Source organism: Sphingobium herbicidovorans (assembly GCF_002080435.1).
In the GTDB taxonomy this organism is placed as follows: domain Bacteria; phylum Pseudomonadota; class Alphaproteobacteria; order Sphingomonadales; family Sphingomonadaceae; genus Sphingobium; species Sphingobium herbicidovorans.
In genome coordinates this window covers 1,360,033-1,385,527 of sequence record NZ_CP020538.1, presented here as the reverse complement: position 1 = coordinate 1,385,527, position 25,495 = coordinate 1,360,033, and the positions used below count along the sequence as shown (strand labels likewise).

The following is a 25,495-nucleotide window of genomic DNA, read 5'->3' as shown; positions in this document are numbered from 1 at the left end:
CTTGCGTCAGCGCCCGAACTTACGCTGCGTCTTGCCATAACGCAGTTTGCGCGTTCCCGGCTTCCCCTCCGTCGCACGCCCGCGCGGCGCGGCTACATGCTCGTCGGCGGGCAGGCCCAGTTCCTCTGCCTCCAGCTTGCGGATTTCGTCGCGGATGCGGCCCGCTTCCTCGAACTCCAGGTCCGCCGCTGCGGCGCGCATCTTCTTTTCCAGGTCCTCTATATAGGCGCGCAGATTGTGGCCGACCAGGTGCGGGCGGTCATCCAGCCCGGTATCCACCGTAACCTGATCCTTCGACGCGACATGGGCGATGATGTCGCCGATGTTGCGCTTGATCGTCGTCGGCGTGATGCCATGCTCCAGATTATAGGCCGTCTGCTTCTCGCGCCGCCGCGATGTTTCGTTCAGCGCCCGCTCCATGCTGCCCGTGATACGGTCGGCGTAGAGGATCACGCGCCCATCGACGTTACGCGCCGCACGGCCGATGGTCTGGATCAACGATGTTTCGGAACGGAGGAAGCCTTCCTTGTCCGCGTCGAGGATCGCCACCAGCCCGCATTCGGGAATATCCAGCCCTTCGCGCAGCAGGTTGATGCCAATCAGCACGTCATAGACGCCCAGCCGCAGGTCGCGGATCAACTCGATGCGCTCCAGCGTCTCGACGTCCGAATGCATGTAGCGCACCTTGATCCCGGCCTCATGCATGAACTCGGTCAGGTCTTCGGCCATTCGCTTGGTCAGCGTGGTGACGAGTGTGCGGTATCCCTGCGCCGCCACCTTGCGGCACTCGTTGATCAGGTCGTCCACCTGATCCTCGACCGGCTTGATCTCGACCGGCGGGTCGATGAGTCCGGTGGGACGGATCACCTGTTCGCTGAATACGCCGCCGGTCTGCTCCATCTCCCATTTGCCTGGCGTTGCGGAAACGCTGACCGTCTGTGGCCGCATCGCGTCCCATTCATTGAAACGCAGCGGCCGGTTGTCGATGCAGCTTGGCAGGCGAAAACCATATTCGGCCAGCGTGATCTTGCGCCGATGGTCGCCGCGCGCCATCGCCCCGATCTGCGGCACCGTCTGATGGCTCTCATCCACGAACAGCAGTGCATTTTCCGGCAGATATTCAAACAGCGTCGGCGGTGGTTCGCCCGGCAGGCGGCCCGTAAGGAAGCGGGAATAATTCTCGATTCCCGCGCAGGAACCTGTCGCAGCGATCATCTCAAGATCGAAATTGGTCCGCTGCTCCAGCCTTTGCGCCTCCAGCAGCTTTCCTTCCGCTGTCAGTTCCTTCAGCCGTTCGGTCAGTTCATGGCGGATCGCCTCCATGGCCTGTTTAAGCGTGGGGCCAGGGGTGACATGGTGGCTGTTGGGAAAGACCTTCACATATTCGAGCGTGGCGACCTTCTTCCCGGTCAGCGGATCAAATTCGACAATATCCTCTATTTCATTGCCAAAGAAGCTGACCCGCCACGCCGTGTCCTCATAATGGGATGGGAAAATCTCCAGATTATCTCCCTTCACCCGGAAATTCCCGCGCGCAAAAGCCGCATCGTTGCGCTTGTACTGGAGCGCGACCAGCTTGCGGATGATCTCCCGCTGATCCTCGATCTGGCCTTTCTTCATCGAAAAAGTCATGGCCGAATAGGTTTCGACCGACCCTATGCCGTAGAGGCAGGATACCGATGCTACGATCAGCACATCGTCCCGCTCAAGCAGCGCGCGCGTTGCCGAATGCCGCATCCGGTCGATGGCTTCGTTTACGCTGGACTCCTTCTCGATATAGGTGTCGGAGCGCGGCACATAGGCTTCGGGCTGGTAATAGTCGTAATAGCTGACGAAATATTCGACGGCATTTTCGGGGAAGAAGCTCTTGAACTCCCCGTAGAGCTGCGCGGCCAGAATCTTGTTTGGCGCCAGCACCAGCGCAGGGCGCTGCAACGCCTCGATCACCTTCGCCATGGTGAAGGTCTTGCCAGAGCCTGTGACGCCCAGAAGCACCTGGTCCTTCTCCCCCGCCAGCGCCGTTTCCACCAGTTCGGCGATGGCGGTTGGCTGGTCGCCGGAAGGCTCATAGTCCGAAACCAGCTTGAACGGCCGACCGCCCTCGCTCTTTTCCGGGCGCGCGGGGCGGTGGGGGACGAAGCCTTCGCCGGTCTGGGGCTCGTCCAGCGTGGTGCGGATTTGAATTGTCATCGCCGATTGATATGGTCCTGCTGCCCACGGGGTGCAACAGGGAGGATATCGATGCGCAGGACGATGGTTGGCCTTGCCGGAATGACCGCTTTACTGGCCGCCTGTAGCGACAAGCCCTCTGGCGAACCGCAGAGCCGGCAAGAGGTGAAGGCGCAAGTGCAGAAGGTGCAGCTCAAGCCCGGCGAGTGGGAAGGCAGCTATATGCTCGAGGACATCGACATGCCCGATATGCCGGGCGGCGGTGACCAGATGGAAGAGCAGATGAAGAAGATGATGAATCGCACCTCCATCAAATATTGCGTCTCGCCCGAAGAGGCCGCCAACCCCAGCGGCAAGATGTTCTCGGGACAGGAAAACAAGGATTGCACCTACAAGGGCTTCGACGCCAGCGGCGGTTCGGTGAAGGGGGAAATTTCCTGCAAGGCCGAGCAGGGCGCGATGAACGCGGTCATGTCGGGCAGCTACGCGCCGGAAAGCTATGAAATGAACATTGACATGAAAATGACCGGTGCACCGGGCGGCATGAATATGAGCATGAAGGCCAAGACCAGCGGCAAGTGGGTTGGAGCGACCTGCACGACATCCTGACGCAGCGACGGCTGCGCGCGGTATAGTCCAATTGACTGCGGCGATATTTCGCTTGCGCTTTTGATGCCGCAGAGCGAGCCTCCCGCCGTTCCGCAAGTGAACAGGGGAGAGGATATGCGAGAGACGATACTGGCGGCAGCCCCGCTGGCGGTGATGCTTTGCCTGGCTGGATGCGGCAAAGAGGCGCCCAAGCCCGAACCGGTGGAAGCGCCGATCCTGATGAAGGCGGGGGAGTGGACGATCACGCGCAAGACCACCGGCTACAACACACCGACCGTCACACCTGCGCAATATCAGGCCGCCCTCCAGAAAACAGACGAGGATAGTCTTTGTATCGCTGTCGATGCAGCCGGGATACCGGACGCCAATGCGTTGGCGGGGGACGAGGGGGAGGATTGCACCTACAAGGACAAGATGCTGCGCAAGGGGCGGTTGATCGCGACCTTGTCCTGTAAATCCGGGGCGGGCACTTCGGAGATCGTGCTCGAAGGTAACTACACAGCCGACACGCTGACGCTGGGCAGCACCATGACCAAGACGGTGGACGGCAGCCCTGTGCTGCGCACGACCCACGACGTCAGCGGCAAGCGGGCAGGAGAATGTAGCAAGGTCTGACGCGGTTGCGTCTTCGCCCGCATCCTCCCCTTGCCGTCGAAGGGAGGATGCGGGCGCGCCCGATTTATGTCATTCTGCAACGAGCATCAAAAGCACGGCGGAGAGTCGTCCCATGCTGTTTCATCTTTCGATTGCCGCTCATGATCCCAGGCGTGTCGCAGAGGTCATCGCGGAAATGTGGCGGGGAGAAGCCTTCTATTTCCCGCCGGTGACGCCGGGCAGCTGGATCGCGGTGGCGGGCGACGACCGTGGCACAGCGGTAGAGGTCTATCCGATCGATACCGTTCTACGCGAGGAGGAGGGAGACGCCGACTCCTTTGGCGAGCCGACTGGCGAGACCCGCTTCACCGCCACCCACGCCGCCCTCGCCACGCCGCTTACAATGTCAGAGGTGATGGCCATCGCCGCGCGTGAAGGCTGGCCCGCCAAATATCGCAAGCGCGGGGGCGCTTTCGGCGTGATCGAATTGTGGATCGAAGGACGGCAGATGATGGAACTGCTGACTTCGGAGATGCAGGCCGAATATCTCGCCGCGATGGCGGGACGGAATTATCGCGCCATGTTTGCGCCTTCGGCTCCGGTCTGAACGCCACCGGGGATCAGTTTTCATCCAGCGCCCTGATCGCTCGTTGGTCGCATCGCTTGGGCCCGCGTGGTACGGGCGAATAGGCCGGCACCTGAATGTGCTGCCCGATGCGTAGCGGTGCGAAGCGACTCCGCTCTATCCCGGCGCACCGCAGGTAAAGCTCCAATAGGCGCGGCGGCGTGCTCCATTGCTCGTAGGACAGGCGGAATGTTCCCCAATGGATAGGTATGGCGGTCGATGCCTTCAGCTTTTCAAAGACGCTGACCGCCCGTTCCGGGCCGATGTGCGCGCCCGATTCCATCTGTCCCGCCCAAAAACGAAAAGCGCCGATCGGTATCATGGCCAGCCGGATCGGTCCCAGCCGTGATGCGTCTTCCGGCCAGGCCATGTCCCCGGCGCCAGTGTCGCCTGCGAAGAAGATATTGCCGGCTCGCGTCGTGATGACGAAGCTTGACCATAAAGCGCGGTTGCGGTCCGCGCCCCAACGGCTGCTCCAATGATGATTGCGCAGCACATGGACGCGATAGTCCGGGCAATGCTCGTAATTTTCGCACTGGATCACGGTTTGCGCGCCCAGCCCATTAAGAGCGGCTCCGCTGATAGATTGCCCCCAGTCGAGCACAGTCGATGGGATGCCGTTCGCTTTCAGGATTGTGTCGTTGCCAAGGCTGGTGACGATCTTGGGCCGATCCCGCTGCCACAGTTTTTTCAGCGTCGGGACGTCCATATGATCATAATGATTGTGACTGATGATGATCAGGTCGATCTTGGGCAGGTCGTCAAGGCGAATGCCCGGTTGTGCCACGCGTTTCGGTCCCAGCGGCGGCAAGGGGCTGGCATAGTCCGACCAGATCGGATCGGTCAGTATGTTAAGGCCGGCGGCCTGCACCAGTACCGTCGCATGGCCAACCCAGGTTGCGGTCATACCGAGAGGGGCCGCGAAGGCAGGAGGCCGCGAGGGACTTACGGCTACCGCGTCGGGCCATTCGGGCCGGTCATCTCCTCCGATCAGCCAGCGGGCGAGAAAACCGCGACGGTTGCTTCCGGGCGGCGCGGAAAATTCGATCTCTCCATCGGGATTGAAGAAGCGCTCGCCGTCATAATGGCGGCTGAGCGGGCCGTCATAATAAGTGCGGTCGAGGAAAGGGGGAATGATGGTGATCGCAAGGCACAGGGCGATGATGAGAAAAAGAAGTGCGACCCCCGCCCAGCGCATGATTTTCCCGATGATGCGGCCCATGCCGTCTCCTGCAATGATCACCATGCAGGGTCATAATCGTCCTATGGCGGCGGGCAAGGGGGCTGTGGCGGCGTCCCGCCTCAATGTCGAATATGCCGCAGCCAGGGTAGCAGGCGCCGTTCCACCGGCGCCTTGCCGCGATCTTCGCCGTCGAGAAAGGGAATGGCATAAGCTGCCAGATCGTCCTTGAGCAGGCTCGCCCCTTCGGTTTGTCGGTGCAGGTCCACCACGGCGCCGTCGGGAAAATGGCTGGCGAGGGCGGCGATGCCGTCGCTTACATTCGAATAGGGGCCATCGACCTCGTAATCCTGCGCCTGCAAGAGATCGGCGATCATCCCGGCCAGCGCCGGGTCATCTTCCACCAGCAGAATGCGCCCGTGATTGCAGGACATCGTCGTCATCCCAGCCCGAAATGAGCGCGATACCGGTCGAAACAGCGTTCGCCGCAGCTCAGGCGAATCAGCGCGCCTTCGGCAATCGCGGTTGCGCGACGCGGATCCTGCGCCACAAGAGGCTTGATCGCCAATTCGTTCCAATCCCGGCTGTGCTTGACGTCCAGCACCGCGTGGAGGTCGAAGTAGCGACGTTCAGACTGGGTGAGGCCGATGCGGCGCAGCGCTCGCGCCGTATGCGCCGACCTGCCCGGCGCGGTCAGCTCGATCACGCCCAGCGCGCCAACGCTGTGCCATGCATAACATCGGTTGGTCGCCATCGCGGTCATGGCGTTGGCCAGCGCCAGGCTTTCCCAAACCGTGGCTTCTATCGAAGGGGACAGGTCAAGCGTGGTCACCAACTGGGCCAGCATCGGGCCATGCATGCCCTTTGCGTTACCGCGACCCATTTCGTCCCAATAATTTCTGGCCAGTTCAAGTTTTGGCGAATCGGGTAGCTTGACCTGTGTCAGCGCAACGAGGTCGTCGAAGCCGGCCTCGCCCGCCGCCTCCTGCGTCAGGAACCAGCGTATCTCGTCCCGCTCGGCCTCTTCGGCGAGCCAGGGGAACAAGGCATCGTGCTGGCCGGGTCCAGATTGTTCCAGCGCCTCGAACCATTGGATGAAGCCATCGGGATCGGTCGGCGCCTGCGAAGCGCGGTCGCGTATCCGTGATCGCAACTCCTCGACAAAGCCATGCTCCAGCCGCAGCATCACCTGATCCTGCTGGAACCTTTCCTCCCAGTCGCCAGGATAGGCCGGAGCAAGCCGTTGCCGGTTCCAATGACTAAGCCGTTCTTGAAAACCTTGCTGAAGAAACTGCGATTCGCATGCTGTTGCGATGAAGCGTGTAGCCACGGAAAATTCTCTCCTGATTGTATGATTGTTCAATTCAGGGATGGGCGCGGCGTTCCCCTTAAACTGCCTAATCAGGATCAACCGTGCCTGTTTTCGTGGGATCTCATTTTTGGGGCGCATCATTTCGGGGGTCGAGCAAGCCGCCGCCGGTTACCGGCCACCGACTTGCGGTAATGCGCGATGGAGCCGCGTATGGCGGCTTCAGGCGTCGCACCCAGACTGCCGGTCATCGCCTTCCATTGCAGTACGCCCAACGCTTCTATCTTCTCTGCAACCATAAGCTGCGCCTCCATCGCGGCGGCCGGATTGCCAGCAAGCAGCCTGGGGATACGGAGGCCGATCACCGTCCACGCCTCCATGCCAAGCCGCCAGCTGTCGATTGCCAGCCCAAGCGGATTGACTGGCGGCGCGAAGGACAATCCTGTTTCCCGGCTTCGTCTGGCTCTTGCCGCTCGCCGCATCATCGTTGATCCAGGAAACGCAGCAGATCGGCGTTCAGCCGGTCCGGCGCGGTCGCGAACAGGCCGTGGGGTTCGCCATCATATTCGACCAGTTCCGCGCCAGCTATGCCCGCCGCTGCCGCCCGCCCCGTGGGATCGATCGGGACCGTCTTGTCGCTCGTCCCGTGAATGACCAGCGTGGGAATGTTGAAGGCGGCAAGATCCGGGCGGAAATCGGTGCGGCCAAAGGCGTTTATGCAATCGATCGTGGCCTTGGGACTGGCCATGATCGCCAGCGCGAATGTCCAGTCCAACAGGGCGCTGCTCACCGGCTTGGAAACAAGGCCGATACCATAGAATGTTTTGGCAAAGCTCTGGAGGAAAGCGAAGCGATCCGCGCGCACCTGTGCCTGCATCTGGTCCAGCACGGACTCATCAACCCCGTCGGGATTGCTGTCGTCTTTCATCAAATAGGGCACGACCGATGATATCAGCACCGCCCGATCGACCTTGCCCGATCCGTGGCGCGACAGATAGCGGGCGATCTCGCCCCCGCCCATCGAAAAGCCCACGAGCGAGACTTTGGACGCGCCGACATGGTCGATGACCGCCGCCAGGTCGTCCGCGAAAATATTATAGTCATAACCGTCCGCCGGATGGCCCGAATGGCCAAACCCGCGCCGGTCATATGTTATCACGCGATAGCCTGCCTCCAGAAGCGCCAGGGTCTGATATTCCCACATGTCGCCTGTCAGCGGCCAGCCATGGATGAGGATGACGGGGTGTCCGGCGCCCATGTCCTTGACATGGATGGCATGGCCTTCAGCTGTTTGAATGTGCATCGAAGCCGCTCCTTGTTACTTTAAGTTTCGGCAACTGGCGGCCAGCCGCGACGTTCCATCGAATGCGTCAGGGAGCCATGTGCAGCGCGCCGAGTTGGGAAGGGCAAGGAGATAGCAATGACTCACAAGCCCCGCGTGCCTGCCGCCAGCCAATCCCCCTATCCGCTGCACCCGGCGCCCGTAGAGCCGGGGACTTCCCCCGCTACCGACCGTCCGTTTGAGACAGAGCCGGCTCCGCAGCCTGTGCCGCATTCCAGCGGTTGGACGATAGGGATTGGGCTGGTCGTGGCTGCCTTTGCCTACCTGCTGTTTCGCCGCCGCTGAACGCGGAACAAAGCGCCGCCGATCAAGGTTAACAGCGACAGCGGTGGGCGTCGTCAGCGGCCTCAACAGGCCAAGGAGGATGTCATGGTGACGCTTACTCCCCTGGAAATCGGCCTGGGACTGGTCGTACTTGTCCTATTGGCAGGGATGTTCGTGCTCCTGATGCGCAACCGGCATCGCGCCAATTTGCGCTCGAAATTCGGACCGGAATATTCCCGCACCGTCGAAGAAGTCGGCAGCTCCCGCAGGGCGGAAGCCGAATTGCAGGAACGCGAAAGGCGTGTCGCGAACTTTTCGCTGCGGCGCCTGTCTCCCCAGCAGGTTGATATGTTCAACGATGGCTGGATGAAGGTGCAAAGTCAGTTTGTCGATGATCCCCAAGGCGCGGTCTCTCGCGCAGATGTGCTGCTGACCGAAGTCATGGAAGCGCGAGGCTATCCGATCGCTGACTTCGACCGCCGCTCGGCTGACCTGTCCGTGGATCATCCCGAAGTGGTCCAGAACTATCGCTCTGCCCATGACATCGCCATCCGGCATGCTCGCGGCGAAGCCGATACCGAGGATCTTCGTCAGGCGATGATCCACTATCGCGCTCTGTTCGAAGAACTGGTCCACGAGCCGGGCGAACCTGACGGCGCTTCGCGCCTGCCTCGACAGAGCCGCTTTGGCGATGCCGATTATGGCAGGCGCGACCTGCACTGACAGGGATATGAATGGTTGCCGCCACGCAGCGTGCAAACAGGCTGCGTGGCGGCATCAGTATCAGGCGGAGGCGGTCAGCCCCGACCGACGAAGATCGAAGCGGTCGGCATCCATCACCTTTACCCAGGCCGCGACGAAATCCTCCACGAATTTCCTGCCTGCGTCAGCGGCGGCATAGACTTCCGACAGGGCGCGAAGCTGCGAATTGGAGCCGAAGACCAGATCTACTCGTGTGGCCGTCCATTTCTGCTCATCCGTCTCGCGACATGTGCCGATGAACAGGTCGCCTTTGTTGCTATCCGCCTTCCACGCCGTGCCCATGTCGAGCAGGTTGACGAAGAAGTCGTTGGTCAGCTGCCCCGGCCGATCGGTGAACATGCCATGCCGCGAACCGCCATGATTGACGCCCAGCACACGCAGGCCGCCGATCAACACGGTCATTTGCGGCGCGCTTAATCGCAGCAGATTGGCGCGGTCGATCAGCAGCTCCTCGACCGGCACGCTGTAGCTCACCGGCAGATAGTTGCGGAAACCGTCCACCTTCGGCTCAAGCACGGCAAAGCCTTCGACATCGGTCTGCTCCTGTGACGCGTCGGTCCGGCCGGGCGAGAATGGGACCACGATTTCGTGACCGGCCTCCCTCGCCGCCTTTTCGATGCCAACCGAACCGCCAAGCACGATCAGGTCGGCGATGCTGACCTTCTTGCCGCCCGTCACGCTACCGTCGAACTCGGCCTTGATACGTTCGAGCACGCCGAGCACATGAGCAAGCTCGCTGGGCTGATTGACGTCCCAGTCCTTCTGCGGAGCCAGACGAATACGCGCGCCATTCGCGCCGCCGCGCTTGTCCGATCCGCGGAACGTGGATGCGGAGGCCCAGGCGGTCTGCACAAGTTCGCTCACCGTCAGTTCCGAATCCGAGAGCGTCTGCTTCAGCGTCGCGACATCTTCATCGTTGATCTGAACATAGTCCGCATCGGGGATGGGGTCCTGCCAGATCAGGTCCTCGGGGGGACGTCCGGGCCAAGATAGCGGCTCTTGGGCCCCATGTCGCGGTGACATAGTTTGAACCAGGCGCGGGCAAATGCATCGGCGAACGCAGCCGGGTCATTGCGAAAACGCTCGGCGATCTTGCGATATTCCGGGTCTTCCCGGAACGCCATGTCGGCCGTCGTCATCATCGTGGGCAGGCGCTTTTCGGGGCTATGCGCGCCAGGCGCCATGTCTTCCGGCTTCTGATTGACCGGTTGCCACTGTTTTGCGCCGGCCGGGCTCTTCACCAACTCATACTCATAGTCGAGCAGCATGTGGAAGAAGCTCATGTCCCACTGAATCGGCGTCGGCGTCCAGGCGCCTTCGATGCCGCTGGTGATAGTGTGATCGCCGATGCCGCTTTCATGCCCGCTCTGCCATCCAAGGCCTTGCTGCGCGATATCCGCGCCCTCCGGCTCCGCCCCCACCTTGGAAGCGTCACCAGCGCCATGCGCCTTGCCAAAGGTATGGCCGCCAGCGGTCAGCGCCAGCGTTTCCTCGTCATTCATGCCCATGCGCGCGAAAGTTTCACGAATATCGCGCGCCGACTGGAGCGGATCGGGATTGCCGCCCGGACCTTCGGGGTTGACGTAAATGAGGCCCATCTGGATCGCGGCGAGCGGATCTTCCAGCGCCATTTCCTTGTCAGGTTGAATGCGCGTCTGATTTTCGGGATCGCCGACCCACTGTTCCTCGGTGCCCCAGTAAATGTCCTTCTGCGGTTCCCACACATCCTCGCGCCCACCGCCGAAGCCGAAGACGGGACCGCCCATCGACTCGATGGCGACGTTGCCGGTCAGGATCATCAGGTCGGCCCAGGATAGTTTGCGGCCATATTTCTGCTTGATCGGCCAGAGCAGGCGGCGCGCCTTGTCCAGATTGGCGTTGTCGGGCCAGCTGTTGAGCGGCGCGAACCGCTGCCCGCCCGAAGACGCGCCGCCGCGTCCATCACCAGTACGATAGGTGCCTGCGCTGTGCCACGCCATGCGGATGAAGAACGGGCCGTAATGTCCGTAGTCCGCTGGCCACCAGGGCTGGCTGTCGGTCATCAACGCGTGCAGGTCTTTCTTGACCGCTTCCAGGTCGAGCGACAGGAATTCCTTCGCATAGTCGAAGGACTCGCCCATCGGATTGGCGTGGGCGCCATCCTGGTGGAGAATTTCGAGTGACAGCTGATTGGGCCACCAATCGCGGTTCGTGCGCCCCAGCAGTGACCTGAGCGCGGCAGGCTGCTTGGCCGGGCAGCTAAGCGGGCTTCCGCCGGTTTTTGCGTCCATTGATGGCTCTCCTTTCAGTCGTGGATTTGCAAACTAGGACCAGTCCGGCGATGAGGAAAGCGATTAACATTCGTTATCATGATCGACAAAAGCGATCACAGGCCCATCGATACGTGCTCAGGTCCATGCTTTCACGGCTTTGCTGTTCCGCTTCTTCCCGCTTTGGTGTAATGTCCCATGGTTGGCCATGAGGCGTTCCTCATGCCGAGACGATACGCAGCGCAGGCCATGCACAATGGCTGCCCCCGTATCGATCCCGACTGAGGGTAATTCTATGCGTCATTCATGGTAACTTCGCAGGGAGAGCGACCATGGCAATTGCGCATCCAGCAGATCTTGTACCGGGCAGCGGCGAGTATGAAATCCGCAAGATCGGCTTCGACGACCTTAGAATCTCGCTTGGTCAGGGTTGGGAGGACTTTCAGGCAAAGCGTGGCGACCTGGTTTTTATCGGAATCATTTATCCCCTCGTGGTGCTCTTCGCCATCCTGATAGCCAGCCGCGTATCGATCCTGCCGCTGCTTTTTCCGCTGCTGGCCGGCTCCATCCTGTTCAGCCCCCCGCTGGCGAGCGGCTTTTACGAACTGGCGCGTCGCCGCGAACAGGGCCTGGATTCCCGCTGGCGGCATTTCCTTGATGTGGTTCGCGGGCCGTCCGCCCCGTCGCTCTTAGACCTGACCAGCGTCACGGCCATGCTGTTCCTCGCATGGATCGCTGCTGCCTGGTTCATCTATAGTGCGACCGTGGGCGGGCTTGGGCCGGAGGCTGTTTCTTCCGTAGGGGCCTTCCTGAATGCGGTATTCGGAACGACCGAAGGTTGGAAGATGATCATCATCGGCAATCTGGTGGGGCTGGGTTTCGCCATTGTGGCGCTGGCCATCAGCGTGGTGTCCTTCCCGATGATCATCGACAAGAACGTCAATTGGGGCGTCGCGCTGCGGACGTCGGGTCGGGTGGCATGGAACAATCCCATGACAGTCGCGACATGGGGGTTGATCGTGGTCGGGCTGTTGATCCTGGGCGCGTTGCCGGGCTTGGTCGGGCTGGCGGTTGTGTTGCCGTTGCTGGGCTATGCGACGTGGCACCTCTACACGCGAGCGGTGGTTCGCTGATTATTGGGAAGCGCCGTCCTGCGCGAGTTTCGGCAGCGGCGGCGCTCCACTTCCCAAAGTAGCGAGATACCTGATCAACGCCGCCCGATCCTCCGGTCGCCTCAGACCCGTAAAGGCCATCTTCGTCCCGGGCATGTCGCGTGCCGGTGATGCGAGGAATGCGAACAGCTTGTCATAGGTCCAGCCGCCACCGTCCGCGATCATCGCGGGCGAGTAGGCAAAGCCGGGGTGGCCCCCAACAGGACGTCCAACCACGCCCCACAAATTCGGCCCGATGCGGTTGGGCCCACCCTGGGTGAAGTCGTGGCAACTGGCGCACAGTTGTATCTTCGCCTTGCCCATAGTGACATCGGCCCGAGCAAGCAGCGTACCGAGATCGACGGGCGCTTGAGTCGGTATGGATGCGGCGTCGGGCAGGGGAGCTTTTCCCCGCATCTCACGATGATAGGCGATCAGCCGGTTGCCTTCGCCCGGGGCGCCGAGGCTCGCGGGCCAGTCCCGCTGCACGGATGCCATGTCGATGCGCGGAGGCATGTCGTCCGCTGGCTCGTAGGCAAGGTCCCCTCCATTGCTGTGTGGATAGAGTTGCCCCGCGAACCAGTTGGCGCTCCAGAGCGCGCCGGTCGCTCCGGCAATACAAAGGCCCGTTACCAGCCAGCGCATCCTGTTCAAGGCTTCATCCTCCCCCGCCCATGAAGATCGCCCGCGTCCAAAAGGCATAATCCGCTTCGACCATCATGATGCGCACCAGGACCAGCAGCAGCAGCGGCGGCACCAGGATGGCGTAGATCAGTGACAGTCTTTCCCACGCAAGATGCATGAAGATCGAGAGGATAAGGCCCGCTTTCAGCAGCATGAAGAGGATGATCAGCGTCCAGCGGACGATCCCTTGGATCTGCACATAGTCGACCATGTACGACATGGCGCTCAGCAGGAACAGATAGCCCCATACCTTGAGGTAAAGGCTGATGGGATGCTGCTGTCCTTCATGGGCGGCAGTGGTTTCAGGACTGGCTATTTCATGCTCCATGGCCATCACCAGAGATAGAAGAGGGCGAATATGAAGACCCAGACCAGATCGACGAAATGCCAGTAGAGCCCGGTAATCTCGACTGCGCTGTAATCGCCCGTCCGGTCATAATGGCCGCGCGCCACCTTGAACGCGATGATCAACAGCAGGATGACCCCGCATGTGACATGCAGGCCGTGGAAGCCGGTGATCATGAAGAAGGATGCGCCGAATTGCGGTGCGCCCATGGGATTGCTCCAGGGGCGCACGCCTTCGTGGATCAGCTTGGTCCATTCGAAAGCCTGCATGCCGACGAACATCAAGCCGAACACAGCGGTCAGCAGCATCAGTTTCGCCGTCTTGCGCCGGTCACGCCTGTATCCAAAATTGACGGCCATCGCCATCGTGCCGCTGGAACTGATCAGGACGAAGGTCATGATCGCGATGAGGATGAGGGGGATGTCTTGCCCGCCGATGTTGAGGGCAAATACTTCGGCTGCGTTGGGCCAGGGCAGAGTCGCGGACGATCGCATCGTCATATAGCCCGTCAGGAAGCAGGAAAAGATGAAGGTGTCGGAGAGGAGGAATATCCACATCATCGCCTTGCCCCAATGGGTATGGCGAAACACCTCCTGATCGGCTGACCAGTCTGCGGCGATTTCGCGCAGGGACGGCGTTATGATCTCCCGATCTCTTTTGTCCGACAGGCTATTGGACATGGCGATGTGACCTCATGTCGATACGAGCAGCGCGGCAATCAGAATCCAAATGAACAGAAGGAAGTGCCAGTAGATCGCGCAAAGGCGGACATGTGCCCGGTTCCGCTCCGCCAGCACTCTTGCGCCAGCGACCAATCCGACAAGGATGTGGATGGCATGCAGCGCGGTGAGCAGATAAAAGAAGGCGTTTGCCGGATTGGAGGCGAGATAATAGCCCCCCGCCTGATATTGGCGCCACAGTATCCACTGACCAACGAGGAAGAAAAGGCCAAGCGCTGTTCCGGCAATCGAAGCGCGGACCCAAGGGCCTTCGGCATCGGATCGCCGCGCAATTTCCCAAGCTACACTGCTCGCTACCAAAATGGCGCTGTTGATCCACAGCAGCGGCGGATCGGGCATGGGGATCCAGTCGTCCGCATGGCCCATTGAGGCATGCAGCCCCATGCGCATGAAGTACGCCGCGCCCAACAGCGAGAACATGACCATCGCAACGGCAAGATATACGGCAAGGCCGACGCTCCCGGCGGAAGGCCGGCTCCGGGACGGAACGACGGGATCACGGTCGCTCGCGGGCTCCCAGCTTTTCTCGGCGAGGCGCGAAAGGATGGTCATGTGCGCGGTTCCGTCTGGGGGATGAAGTCGCGCGGCGCATCGGGCACGCTGTAGTCATAGGCCCAGCGATAGACGACCGGCAGTTTCGCACCCCAATTGCCGTGGGTGGGCGGCGTCTGCGGCGTCAGCCATTCCAGGCTCGCAGCGCCCCACGGATTGGGGTCGGCGCGCGGTCCCCGGAACAGACTCCAGATCATGTTGAAGAAGAAGAGGCCCTGTGCGGCAAACACGATTAGTGCCGCGATGCTGATCCATTCATTTGCCAGATGAACTGATTGCGGGATGAAGGCCGTTTCCCCCAGCGCATAATAACGGCGCGGCACACCCAATATGCCCAGATAGTGCATCGGCAGGAAAATCGCGTAGGTTCCGAGGAAAGTGATCCAGAAGTGGAGCTTGCCGAGCGCTTCGTTCCACATCCGGCCGGTAATCTTTGGATACCAGTGATAGATGGCGCCGAAGATCACCAGCACTGGCGACACGCCCATCACCATGTGGAAATGTGCGACGACGAAGAAGGTGTCGGACAGGGGCACGTCAACGCTGACATTGCCTAGGAACAGGCCCGACAGCCCCCCATGGATGAAGGTGAAGATGAAGGCGATCGCGAACAGCATCGGCACGCGCATATGAATGTCGCCCCGCCACAGGGTCAGCAGCCAGTTATAGACCTTGATCGCGGTCGGAATGGCTATGATCAGCGTCGATGTGGCAAAGAAGAACCCGAAATAGGGGTTCATCCCGCTTACATACATATGATGCGCCCAGACGAGGAAGCTCAACGCGCCGATGATGACGATCGCCCAGACCATCATGCGATATCCAAAGATGTTGCGTCGCGCGTGGACGCTGATCAGGTCGGACACTATGCCGAAGGCCGGCAGGGCGACGATATAGACTTCGGGGTGGCCAAAGAACCAGAAGAGATGCTGGAACAGCAGGGGGCTTCCGCCTTGCGTATCGGTGATCGCGCCCATCGACTGCATGGTCGGCATGAAGAAGCTGGTGCCTGCAAAATGATCGAACAGCATCATGATCGCGGCGACGAACAGCGCGGGGAAGGCGAGCAGGCCCATAACCGATGCGGTGAAGATGCCCCACACCGATAGGGGCATCCGCATCAGCGTCATGCCCTTGGTCCGCGCCTGCAGCACCGTCGTCACATAATTAAGCCCGCCCATGGTAAAGGCCGCGACGAAGATGGCCAGGCTGACCAGCATCGTGGCGATGCCCCACTGATGCCCTGGCGTCCCTTCGCTGATCGCCTGGGGTGGGTAAAGCGTCCAGCCCGCCCCCGTTGGTCCGCCCGGCACGAAGAAGCCCGCGACCAGTACGATCACCGACAGCAGATAAAGCCAGTAGCTGAGCATATTTACGAAGGGGAACACCATGTCCCGCGCCCCGATCATCAGCGGGATCAGATAATTGCCAAAGCCACCGAGCAGCAGGGCTGTAAGCAGGTAAACGACCATGATCATGCCGTGCATCGACACGAACTGGAGATAATTGTCCGGCTGGATGGAGGGAAAGACGCCCGGAAAGCCCAATTGCAACCGCATCAGCCCGGACAGCGCCAACGCCACCAGTCCGATCGAAATCGCGGTGACGCTATACTGGATCGCAATAACCTTGTGATCCTGGCTCCAGACATATTTAGTGATCCAACTGCGCGGATGATGCAGCGGTCGCAGGTCGTCGGCCAGGGTGGTAGCCATCAACGGGCGCTCCGGTCGGTGGGCACGATACAGGCGTTGGCCTTGATCAGCAGGATGGACATTGCGGCCGGCGGCGCTTCAGCAAGGATTTGACCAAAGCTTGTCTGCTGTGCCCGCCATTGCGCGAACGCCTTTGGCGTTTCGACAATCACTTTGCCCCGCATTTCATGATGCCCCGTACCGCACAGCTCCGCGCAGAGGATATCGAAGGTCCCCGCCTTGGTGGGAGTCATCCAGAAATAGGTGACGATACCTGGCACCAGATCCATCTTCGCCCTGAACTCAGGCACGTAGAAATTGTGCAGAACATCTTTTGACCGCAGCACGATCTTCACCGGCTTGCCCAGCGGCAGATGCAAGTCCCCGGCCTCTACCAGCAGATCGTCCCGTCCGAATGGGTCGAGAGGGTCGAGGCCAAGCACGTTGTCGGGGGTTATATATTTAACCCCAGCTGCGCCCAGCACGCCGTCGGGACCGGGATAGCGGAAGGACCATTGCCACTGCTGGCCAACTGCCTCGACAATCGCTGCATCCTGCGGCACCGACACATAGCGGCCCCACGCCGCCAGTCCCGGCGCGAGCATCCCGGCTATGCCGATCGCGGTCCAGATGGTCAGCCTCTTTTCCAGCGAGCTGTTTTCCGGTTCATAATGCGCGCGATGCCCCGCGCGGTGCCGATAGCGAACCAGTGTCCACGCCATGAACAGGTTCAGCAGGATAAATGCCGCCGCGCAAATCCACAGTGTTATGTCGAGCGCGGAGTCGATGGAGCCCCAATTGGAGGCAAGCGGCGTCCGCCACCAGGGGCTGAACAGGTGAAATGCGACCGAACCCAACACCAGCATGGCGATGGCGACCGCAATCGACACAGGCCCTCTCCCATCGATGTCGGCGCCTCGATGCCGTCTATTCCGGCGTCTTTCGATTCGCCTTGGAAACAATCGTGAATGTCAGCTTACAGAAAAATGCGATAATGTGAAAGCTGTAGACCCGGGGCCGCAAAGCCGACCTGGTTGTCGCATGTTACACTTTTACGCGGAATAGCGGATAACTTCTCTTTCGCGCGGCGATGCTCGAAGGGGTTAATCATTATTCCTGCCGACTGCGCCCTAAGATTGTTTGATTAGGTCTTTTAAAAGCAGGAGGGTCGGCGACCTGTGGGGTCATGAACCCTGGTGGAGGACATTTTCATGTTATCGCAATCGGGAACGCTGAACGCACCGCTTCTCGAAGACAGATCTGACCGGCCGGTTGAAGGTGGAACAGGACCTTCCGGCCTCTCGGTTCGACAGGTCATCAAGATCATTCGCCGGCATGAATTGTTATTGGGCGCAATTATGTTCTTCACGGTACTGATCGTACTGCTGATACAATTGACTGCGACGCCTGTTTATCAAGCCACTGCGACGGTGCAGGTCGAACTGAACGATGACAGCGGATCGCCGGATCTGGCCGCGCGCAACCAGCAGCGCGTCGCCAATGAAGCTGGCATCTATCGGTCCCGCTCTCTTGCCGAACGCGTGGTGCAGGATCTGAAGCTCGCTTATGATCCGCGCTTTAACGAGACGCCGCTCCCCACAAGCGCCATTTTGGATAATCGGCGGTTGCAGCGCCTTGCCGGAAGGCTGATGTCCAGCACATCGATCACCAGCCTCAAGGAATCCGATTTCATCGAGATCACCGTGCGATCCACATCGCCTGATCTGGCGTCTGAGATCGCCAACCAATTTCCTGCCAGTCTCGCTGCTCACCGGTCGGTCATGCGCGATGACCGGCAGACAAAGATCGTCCGCCAACTGGATGACGAGCGGGCAAGGCTTGCCACCGAGGCGCACGAGGCCGAGCGGGCGGTCGCCGATTTCCGCCGCCAACACCAGCTGCTCACTGGCGCCGGTGGGGCGGAAGATTATGCGCAGATCAATCGGATCGCGGCTGAAGCCGCGTCCGCCGCCGCCATGCGCGCCGCGCAGAGCGCGCGCGCCGCTGGCGTAGCTCAGGCCGTGGGCAACATCACGACTGTTGGCGCGACCTCTCCTTTGCTTGATCAGCAAAGGCGGCAATTGGACGATCTGACCCGCACGCGCAGCGAACTGGCTATGATGTATGGGTCGGAACATCCCAAGATGCGCGGCCTTGAAGCGCAAATCTCGGAAACGTCCACCAGCATGCGCCAAGAACAGGCCAGGGTTCTTGCCGCGGCTGCGACGCAGGCTCAGGCGCAGGCCGCCCGCGAAGCGGGGATGGCAAGGAGCGAGGCCGCCTCTGCCGCGTCCCGAGCCGGTCAGTTGGAAGGAACGCTGCGTTCGATCACCGGCAAGGCGTTTGCGAATACCGCTGCTACCGTCGAACTGAACGCGCTTGAGCGGAATGCGGAGGCGGCCCGCAGCGCGTTCGCTGCGATGAGCACGCGAGCCGAAGAGGTAAAGACCAGCCTCGCCGCATCCGGAATTCATTCGCGCCTGATGTCACCTGCCGCCGTTCCACAGGATCCGATCTCGCCGCGCCCGAAGTCCGCGACCTTTGCCGCCTTCGCGGGATCCTTGATCCTCGGGCTGCTGATAGTGTTCGGGATCGAGTTGACGGACAATCGCCTCTGGAATGCCGAGCAGATATATCATCAGTTCGGCCTTCGCACCTTCGCCATGTTGCCGGAACTGGCCGGTGACGCCCTGACATCGGCAAAGGCGAATCCCGTGCTTCAGGATCCTCAGTCTCTATTCGCCGAAGTGGCTCGGGGCCTTGGCAGCGAGGTGGCCGAAATAGCCCAGCCCGGGAAAGCCCAGACGGTGCTGATCACTTCGCCAATCACCGGCGATGGCAAATCAACGGTCACCCTTACGTTGCTCGCGGCGGCTGTCGCCATGGGCCGCCGCGCGATCGTCATCGACCTCGATCTGCGCCGTCCCAGTGACGAGATGCGGCGTTCAACCGACGATTCCGACGGAAGGCCTGACCTGGTCGATTATCTGACCGGGGCGGTCGATGCGCGTCACATGCTTCCTGCGCCTTTGAGGCCACAATTGCCTGGAAGCGCAGAGTCGCCCGGGGTCACCGCCGTGGAGCCGGTTGTGCTTAGCGCACGGGAACCTGCGCGCAATCCGGTTGCGCTCATGCGGCTGGGCAGGGTCAACGAATTGCTGGACCATCTGCGTGAACAATATGACCTCATGATCATCAACGCGCCACCCACGCTCGCGACGCGTGATTCGCGTATGCTGATGAAGGCAGCCGACCACACCCTGCTGGTTGTGCGCTGGGGCCGCACCACGATCGAGCAGGTGCGCGCCGCGCTGCAGGTGCTGCAAAAGCCGGTGGATGGGGTGGTCATAAATCGTGTGGATTATGCAGAACATGCGCGCCGCGGCTATGGCGACCCTGTCCAGTTCTACATGGACTCAGCAGAATATTTCGACGGCGAGATGCCTACCCGCCGCCGTTGGTACGAGCGGGTAACTTCGTTCCGCTGGCGCGATCGCGCGGATCATATGGCGTGATCCCATCGGCTGCCCCCCGGGTTCGGCCGGCGGCAGACTCTGCATTTTCTATAACAGGTTACTTAATGTAGAGGGGCAGCCTCCAGCCCCCTGTCCAGTCTCGAAGGCACAGAGAATGGACTCGCTCTTACTTGGGCGACCGTAATAACCGCTCTGCGAAGATGTTGCCCGTTCAGGGACTGTTCGAAATCGCAATCGCGGCGGAATGCAGCTGACCTGTATCCATAAGCGTCGCAAATCTGCCCCTTTTGAACCTGCGGCGACACTGGCTTGACACTGGCCTCTATGGCAATAACTATCTGCAACATTGTGCATGATAACGGTCAGCGATCGCTGCGAACGGGATGAGTTTTATCTGCATTGCCGGAAGGAGCAGAATGTGATGATCAACCAGTCTGACGCCACAAACCCCGGCGTCGTTCGTTCTCAAGCATCGCTGCGCGACTATCTTGCCATCGCGCGCTTTGACCACATGACGAAGCATGTCTTCATCATCCCGGGCATTGTGCTGGCCTATGCTATCCACCAGGGCGCGGTGCATTTTTCGGTCGATCGACTGGTGGTTGGCTTTCTGAGCGCTATCCTGATCGCGTCGGCCAATTATGTGATCAACGAATGGCTGGATCGCGAATCTGACGCCTTTCATCCGGTCAAGTCAAAACGTACCGCAGTTCATCATGCGCTTTCACCGACCCTTGTTTATGCTGAATATTTCACATTGCTGCTCCTTGGATTATTCCTGGGCTACCAATTGGGACATCTGTTCTTTGTCGCCTCGGTGGCGTTCGGACTCTCGGGAATAAGCTACAATGTCGAGCCGATCCGGACAAAGGACAAAGTCTATCTCGATGTCATCAGCGAGTCGGTAAATAATCCGATCCGTCTGTTGCTTGGCTGGGCCATGGTGGATTCTACCGCTCTGCCGCCGGCCAGCCTCTTCATCGCATATTGGGCAGGGGGCGCTTTCCTGATGGGCGCCAAACGCCTGAGTGAATATCGCGATGTCGTTGCTGGTCAGGGCGTCGATATGCTGCACCGTTACCGCAAATCATTCCGCGGCTATTCGAGTGAGAATCTCACCGTATCCTGCTTCCTCTACGCGATGCTTTCGGCATTTTTCATTGCCGTATTTCTGATTAAGTATCGCCTCGAATATATTGTCGCCTTTCCGTTCATCGCAGGGTTGTTCGCGATCTATATGTGGCTGGCGTTGCGGGAGGGGTCGGTCGCGCAGCGGCCTGAGCGACTATTTCGTTCACGCCGCCTGCTGGCTGCGACTGGCCTGGCCGTCCTGGCGGTTGCGGTCGCAACCTTCGTGGACGTGCCTTGGCTGGACTCGCTCTCGCAGCCCTATCTCATTAAAGTCGATTGATCGGGCGCGGCATGGCGGCAAGGATGTCCATTCCGCTCGATTGGGATGCGATCGATCTCGTCATCTTCGATATGGATGGCACCCTTTACGATCAAAAGCGCCTGCGGGCGCGCATGCTGATGGCTCTGATGCGCGACGCGATCGTCCGCCGAAGCCTCAATACGCTACTGACACTTCGTGAATTTCGTCGCTGTCGCGAGGCGCTGGCGGAAAGCCCGGCCAAGGACTTCCTGGTCGCTCAATATGCCGTTCCCGCGACACGGCGTGGTTGCACCGCTGAAGCGGTGCGCACGATGGTCGCCGAATGGATGGAAGAGCGCCCCCTTTCCATGCTTGCCGCCTGTCGCCGCTCGGGGGTCCAGCAGCTCTTCGAAGCAATAACGCGCGAGGGCAAGCGGATCGCGATCTTTTCCGATTATCCGGCTGCGGCGAAGCTAGCCGCGCTAGGCCTCACCGCCGATTTTGTCGTCGCCGCTACTGATCCCGATGTGGGCCGTCCCAAGCCCGATCCGACAGGACTCGAAAAGCTCTTGCGGTTGACAGGGGTTTCTCCCGACCGTGCGGTGCTGATTGGCGATCGTGTCGATCGAGACTGGGCGGTGGCCGCTCGCCTTAATATGCGCGCGCTTATTCTGTCCCGTGGTGCGCCAGCGGAAGTCGAATGCTTCGAGTCTTTCGCGGACGCTTTGTTCCAGCCACTATATAGGGAAAAAATGGCCTGACTATTTGCGGCCGCAATAGTCCGGGCTCCAGAATCAGAGTCGGGACGTCTGCACCAGAGTCCCTGAGAGCTTTTCCGTCCTGTCCTTTGAGGACACGGAGAGGCCGATCAGCACCACGCCGAAAACAATGGCCCCGACCCCGACGAGCTTGGTCATGGGCATCGGCTCCCCAAGGATGAAGTAGCCTGACGCTACCGTGAGGACCAGGCCCAGTCCAATGAAGGGGTAAGCCGTCGAAAGATCGACGTGCGCCAGGACCAGCAACCACACCACCGCGCTCAATATGAAGCAGCTAAGCCCAAGGATGATCAGAGGCGAGGTTGCAATGACTACCGCCGCACGGAACAGCGACTGTTCAGATTGGGCCAGAGCGCCTTGCACTGTGGCGCTGGACATGCCGATCTTCAGGATAAGCTGCGCAGCCGCGGATAGGAGTACGCTTGTCACAATCAGTCCGAGGAGCATTGCCTTTGCCATAAATCCATATCCCATTCGTCGGCTTCACCTGGCGCAACCGTCAGGCTCATCGCCGTCCGGCCACCGCTTCTTCAGCATCGTCGTCATCTGCGGCGCATAGACGCGCCATCGCCCGCCTTAGCTGACGCTTGGCGAGGGTTTAGTGCCTTCGGCCCCTGCCAGGGTCGGAAATGCTGGAGCGGACACCGTGGGCCTTGCCGCATCGCGTCCGCTAGTGTGCAGCGCACGCGAGCCTGCGCTGAGGGACAACCGCGCCATGTTCTCGACCGCCCCAAGCAGGAACAGCGGCATGGAGAACATGACTATCCGGCCAACATTATACTGGACGTCCAGCGCCAGGGCGAACAGGAACAGGGCGATTATGCCGCCCAGATCGCAGACATAGACCATAGGATCACGGCTCTGCCTTATGCCCGTCCACCCCAGGACGAGCAAGACGATCGCCGGCCAAAGATTTTGATAGGCGCCCTTCATGCCGACGAGACCGCCGACCGAACCGATTATCCCGGAAAGATAGGTGCTCGGATCCCGTTGATTGTCGAGGCCGGGCAATGCGAGCGTGAGGACCGCTGCGGCATATGCTGCAAGCGCGACGGCGGCGATGCCCGCCATCATGAAATGAACCCTGCGATGCTCCGCCACGAACAGCGTTCGAAGGCTCGTCGCAAAGAAGGCGATCAGCGCCACTTTCTCATTGACGATTGTCCCGAGAATGACTGCGGCGGCGAAGGTGGCGATTCTGCGCTCCACCATCGCAATGGCCGCGATAATAAGTGGCAGCGTCGCTATGCCATCCACGGATCCCATGCCCAAGTAGCGCGTCAGCAAAAGGAACAGGAGGGCCGCCGAGAAGGCCCAGCCCATCGAAACATTGCGCCAGAATGCGAGATAAAGTCCCCCGATACAGGCAGAAAGGGTCGCATAGGCGATATTGGCCGCGCACATTGCCTGCACTGCTCTGATATGTTCGGGATCCATCAACATGGGCGCTTGCTGAATGCCCTGACCGGAAAACGTAACGACTGGCAGGTAGTAGAATGGCGCCGCCAGGATTATGGAACCGAGACGATATGGGTGGGGGCTGGGTGGAATCTCCGCTCCGGGTTCGCCCAGCAGCCACAGGAGATATCGGGAATAATCATCATATGACATGATGCCAAAATAGGTCGTTCTATAGGATTCGAAGAACATGGGCAGGATAGCTGCCACAACTATGGTGACCAGAAATATGGGGATCAAATAAGCTTCGCGTGCTTCCGCCGGATGCATTTTCAACGCCATGTCTCCGCGCCCCTCAGTCCAGCGCCGTCGTGGGTGTTATCCCCCGCGGCAGGGATCGATCGTGATTGAGCGCAGCGTACAGCGGGCGGTCATGAAACATTCCCTTGGCTTTGATCAATCACGATTTTCTTACAGCAGCCCCCCTCAATTCACACGTGCGCTTTCGGACAAGCGCCACCCCTTGGGGTAATTGCTTTGCCTCGTAGGATAAGTCCGGAATAGTTGTTTCGATTTGCGCCCATTCGGCGATCATCACGCAATGAAATTCGCGCGAGAAGCAGGCACGGCCTGGGAAATGGTGCCCGTTGGGTACATCATGCTGCACCCCTTGCAAGGGGACGGCGTGTCGCCGACACATGCCCGGCGCGCGCCAGCCGCTGCATTGCCCCGGACGAGCGTTGGGCGTTCATGCGCAGCGCGTTGGCGCCTGCCAAAAATATGCGCAGTCTTCCTGATGATCGCACCGGTGGTTGTGGAGGCAAGAACCCGGGAGGCCTTTCCCGGCGCAGTCGGCTATGGTCGATACTCCAGTGGCGGGAGAGGCGGTGCGATCATAGCGGTGACAAGCCTTGCCGACAGCGGTCCCGGGACATTGCGAGCCTGCATTGACGCCTCGGGGCCACGCACTTGTGTTTTCCGTGTGAGCGGTGTGATCCGCTGGACGACCCAACGCCCCGTGATCCGCAATCCCTATATAACTATCGCAGGACAGACCGCTCCCGGCGGCGGAATTCTGATCACGCATGCTGGCGGCCAATATGGCTTGACGCCGCTCGTCGTCAAAAACACGCATGATGTCATCATCCGACACATCCGGGTGCGGCTGGACAGCCGCGGTGAAACGCGAGCTTCCGATAGCGGGATCATCTTCGAAAAAAGCTCCAACGTCATCATCGACCATGTCAGCGTTTCATGGGCAGAGGATGAAAGCATTGGCGGGCAAGGTCAGAACGACAATATAACCATATCCAATTCAATCCTGGCCGAAGGCTTGCGCAAACATGACAAATGTGCACTTCTAAGCAGCGATCCGAAAGGCAAACAGAATCTCACATTCATAGGAAATATCTGTGCGCACAACGGGGATCGCAATCCTGATGTCAATTTCTTTCCCGGCTCTTGTGTCGATGTCGTTAACAACCTTATCTATAATGCGCGATCCGATTTTGTTGAGGTTTGGGAACAACATGGCGGAAGCCCCGTCAACATAGTAGGAAACTACTTTAAAGCTGGACCTAACATGATCCCCGGCCGATATATTGTCGCTCGCCAGTCGGTGAAGGCGACAGGCCGCGCGCGGATCTACGTAGCTGGCAATCACATTGAGGGGATGATTGATCGTGAACCTCCGGCCTATGTTCGCGAAGCGATGGTGCAGACACCATCATGTCCCATTGGTGTTCCGGTCATTGACGCGAAGCAGGCCTATGATCGCGCGTTGACTGCGGCCGGGGCCTTTCCCAGGGATAAGGTGGACCAACGGATTGTGAATGAGGTGAAAAAGGGAACCGGCAATATCCGCCGGAACCCTGGCACCATTCCCGAGATTGCCGAGGGAACGCCTTATACAGATTCTGACGGTGACGGCATGCCCGACAGCTGGGAGAAGGCGAACGGCACGGATCCCAACAGAAACGATGCCTGGGAAGATGTGGATGGCGATGGGTGGACCAATTTTGATGAATTTCTGGATCATGCGCATCGGCACGTGCTGACAGGTTCAAGCCTTTCGGAAACCCAGGGATATTCTAGCAAAGCCGGGATTGTCACCGCAGGTGTCGTTGCTCTCGCCGTCGCCGCGATCGCTGGTCTGAGAGTCTTTCTAAAGGCGGCGGTGGCCTGAAGGTAGAGGCAAGTC

The 25,495-nt window shown here is 60.1% G+C and carries 24 protein-coding genes and 1 pseudogene; 10 read left to right on the top strand and 15 right to left on the bottom strand.

Annotation, left to right across the window (positions count from 1 at the left end; translation table 11 throughout):
• Positions 1–6: 6 nt before the first annotated feature.
• The gene (gene uvrB / locus B6S01_RS06735) at positions 7–2,190 is read right to left on the bottom strand and encodes an excinuclease ABC subunit UvrB (protein ID WP_037464539.1); all 2,184 of its coding nucleotides are present in this window, start codon (positions 2,188–2,190) and stop codon (positions 7–9) included.
• Between the two features lie 51 nt (positions 2,191–2,241).
• On the opposite strand from uvrB, the gene B6S01_RS06730 reads away from it, so the two are divergent.
• The 3 genes from B6S01_RS06730 (at position 2,242) to B6S01_RS06720 (ending at position 3,979) form a co-directional block, all read left to right on the top strand.
• The gene (locus B6S01_RS06730) at positions 2,242–2,778 is read left to right on the top strand and encodes a DUF3617 domain-containing protein (protein WP_037464543.1); all 537 of its coding nucleotides are present in this window, start codon (positions 2,242–2,244) and stop codon (positions 2,776–2,778) included.
• 114 nt (positions 2,779–2,892) lie between these two features.
• On the top strand, positions 2,893–3,393 hold the full coding sequence (locus tag B6S01_RS06725) for a DUF3617 domain-containing protein (RefSeq protein WP_037464547.1): 501 nt from the start codon (positions 2,893–2,895) through the stop codon (positions 3,391–3,393).
• Between the two features lie 112 nt (positions 3,394–3,505).
• Positions 3,506–3,979, top strand: a complete 474-nt coding sequence (locus B6S01_RS06720; protein WP_037464549.1) for a hypothetical protein — start codon at positions 3,506–3,508, stop codon at positions 3,977–3,979.
• A 13-nt stretch (positions 3,980–3,992) separates the two neighbouring features.
• On the opposite strand, the gene B6S01_RS06715 is transcribed toward B6S01_RS06720, so the two are convergent.
• From B6S01_RS06715 to B6S01_RS06695, 5 genes are all read right to left on the bottom strand, one after another.
• On the bottom strand, positions 3,993–5,219 hold the full coding sequence (locus B6S01_RS06715) for an MBL fold metallo-hydrolase (RefSeq protein WP_037465148.1): 1,227 nt from the start codon (positions 5,217–5,219) through the stop codon (positions 3,993–3,995).
• Between the two features lie 80 nt (positions 5,220–5,299).
• On the bottom strand, positions 5,300–5,611 hold the full coding sequence (locus B6S01_RS06710; protein WP_081570315.1) for a response regulator transcription factor: 312 nt from the start codon (positions 5,609–5,611) through the stop codon (positions 5,300–5,302).
• 5 nt (positions 5,612–5,616) lie between these two features.
• Entirely contained in the window at positions 5,617–6,507 is an 891-nt protein-coding gene (locus B6S01_RS06705; protein WP_037465152.1) for an iron-containing redox enzyme family protein, read from the bottom strand.
• 119 nt (positions 6,508–6,626) lie between these two features.
• A complete protein-coding gene (locus tag B6S01_RS06700) occupies positions 6,627–6,926 on the bottom strand; it encodes a hypothetical protein (protein ID WP_037465153.1) in 300 nt (99 codons plus the stop codon).
• A gap of 41 nt (positions 6,927–6,967) precedes the next feature.
• The gene (locus B6S01_RS06695; RefSeq protein ID WP_037464551.1) at positions 6,968–7,789 is read right to left on the bottom strand and encodes an alpha/beta fold hydrolase; all 822 of its coding nucleotides are present in this window, start codon (positions 7,787–7,789) and stop codon (positions 6,968–6,970) included.
• Positions 7,790–7,906: 117 nt separating this feature from the next.
• Here B6S01_RS06695 and B6S01_RS21015 point away from each other — a divergent pair, with 117 nt between their 5' ends.
• Both B6S01_RS21015 and B6S01_RS06690 read left to right on the top strand, forming a co-directional pair.
• Complete coding sequence (locus tag B6S01_RS21015; RefSeq protein WP_156103345.1) at positions 7,907–8,113, top strand: hypothetical protein; 207 nt, start codon at positions 7,907–7,909, stop codon at positions 8,111–8,113.
• Between the two features lie 84 nt (positions 8,114–8,197).
• Positions 8,198–8,815, top strand: a complete 618-nt coding sequence (locus tag B6S01_RS06690) for a hypothetical protein (RefSeq protein ID WP_174525893.1) — start codon at positions 8,198–8,200, stop codon at positions 8,813–8,815.
• A gap of 60 nt (positions 8,816–8,875) precedes the next feature.
• On the opposite strand, the pseudogene katG reads toward B6S01_RS06690, so the two are convergent.
• Positions 8,876–11,124 (bottom strand): annotated as a pseudogene (katG, locus tag B6S01_RS06685) (catalase/peroxidase HPI).
• A 311-nt stretch (positions 11,125–11,435) separates the two neighbouring features.
• Between katG and B6S01_RS06680 the strand changes: the two are divergent.
• Entirely contained in the window at positions 11,436–12,236 is an 801-nt protein-coding gene (locus B6S01_RS06680) for a DUF2189 domain-containing protein (RefSeq protein WP_037464557.1), read from the top strand.
• On the opposite strand, the gene B6S01_RS06675 is transcribed toward B6S01_RS06680, so the two are convergent.
• Genes B6S01_RS06675 through B6S01_RS06650 form a run of 6 tightly spaced genes read right to left on the bottom strand, consistent with a single transcriptional unit; the run spans position 12,237 to position 17,160 of the window.
• Entirely contained in the window at positions 12,237–12,899 is a 663-nt protein-coding gene (locus B6S01_RS06675) for a c-type cytochrome (protein ID WP_231567986.1), read from the bottom strand.
• 13 nt (positions 12,900–12,912) lie between these two features.
• Entirely contained in the window at positions 12,913–13,266 is a 354-nt protein-coding gene (locus tag B6S01_RS06670) for a cytochrome C oxidase subunit IV family protein (RefSeq protein WP_037465157.1), read from the bottom strand.
• 5 nt (positions 13,267–13,271) lie between these two features.
• Complete coding sequence (locus B6S01_RS06665) at positions 13,272–13,964, bottom strand: heme-copper oxidase subunit III family protein (RefSeq protein ID WP_037464563.1); 693 nt, start codon at positions 13,962–13,964, stop codon at positions 13,272–13,274.
• Between the two features lie 12 nt (positions 13,965–13,976).
• A complete protein-coding gene (locus tag B6S01_RS06660; RefSeq protein WP_037464566.1) occupies positions 13,977–14,576 on the bottom strand; it encodes a cytochrome c oxidase subunit 3 family protein in 600 nt (199 codons plus the stop codon).
• Entirely contained in the window at positions 14,573–16,291 is a 1,719-nt protein-coding gene (locus tag B6S01_RS06655) for a cytochrome c oxidase subunit I (RefSeq protein ID WP_037464568.1), read from the bottom strand. Before B6S01_RS06655 ends, B6S01_RS06660 begins: the two co-directional genes overlap by 4 nt.
• A complete protein-coding gene (locus tag B6S01_RS06650) occupies positions 16,291–17,160 on the bottom strand; it encodes a cytochrome c oxidase subunit II (protein WP_037464570.1) in 870 nt (289 codons plus the stop codon). Before B6S01_RS06650 ends, B6S01_RS06655 begins: the two co-directional genes overlap by 1 nt.
• Positions 17,161–17,481: 321 nt before the next feature.
• Here B6S01_RS06650 and B6S01_RS06645 point away from each other — a divergent pair, with 321 nt between their 5' ends.
• The 3 genes from B6S01_RS06645 (at position 17,482) to B6S01_RS06635 (ending at position 21,879) form a co-directional block, all read left to right on the top strand.
• Positions 17,482–19,785, top strand: coding sequence for a GumC family protein (locus B6S01_RS06645; protein ID WP_081570314.1), 2,304 nt, complete (start codon positions 17,482–17,484; stop codon positions 19,783–19,785).
• 382 nt (positions 19,786–20,167) lie between these two features.
• Entirely contained in the window at positions 20,168–21,157 is a 990-nt protein-coding gene (locus B6S01_RS06640) for a UbiA family prenyltransferase (protein WP_051908226.1), read from the top strand.
• A 23-nt stretch (positions 21,158–21,180) separates the two neighbouring features.
• A complete protein-coding gene (locus B6S01_RS06635) occupies positions 21,181–21,879 on the top strand; it encodes an HAD family hydrolase (protein ID WP_197689945.1) in 699 nt (232 codons plus the stop codon).
• A gap of 33 nt (positions 21,880–21,912) precedes the next feature.
• On the opposite strand, the gene B6S01_RS06630 is transcribed toward B6S01_RS06635, so the two are convergent.
• Together B6S01_RS06630 and B6S01_RS06625 are read right to left on the bottom strand one after the other, a co-directional pair.
• Positions 21,913–22,326 carry a DMT family transporter gene (locus B6S01_RS06630; RefSeq protein ID WP_174525892.1) on the bottom strand — a complete coding sequence of 138 codons (414 nt, stop codon included), beginning with the start codon at positions 22,324–22,326 and terminating at the stop codon, positions 21,913–21,915.
• Positions 22,327–22,473: 147 nt separating this feature from the next.
• On the bottom strand, positions 22,474–23,637 hold the full coding sequence (locus B6S01_RS06625) for a hypothetical protein (RefSeq protein ID WP_081570313.1): 1,164 nt from the start codon (positions 23,635–23,637) through the stop codon (positions 22,474–22,476).
• Between the two features lie 640 nt (positions 23,638–24,277).
• Between B6S01_RS06625 and B6S01_RS06620 the strand changes: the two genes are divergently transcribed.
• Positions 24,278–25,480, top strand: a complete 1,203-nt coding sequence (locus B6S01_RS06620) for a pectate lyase (RefSeq protein WP_231567977.1) — start codon at positions 24,278–24,280, stop codon at positions 25,478–25,480.
• The last annotated feature ends 15 nt before the right edge of the window (positions 25,481–25,495 follow it).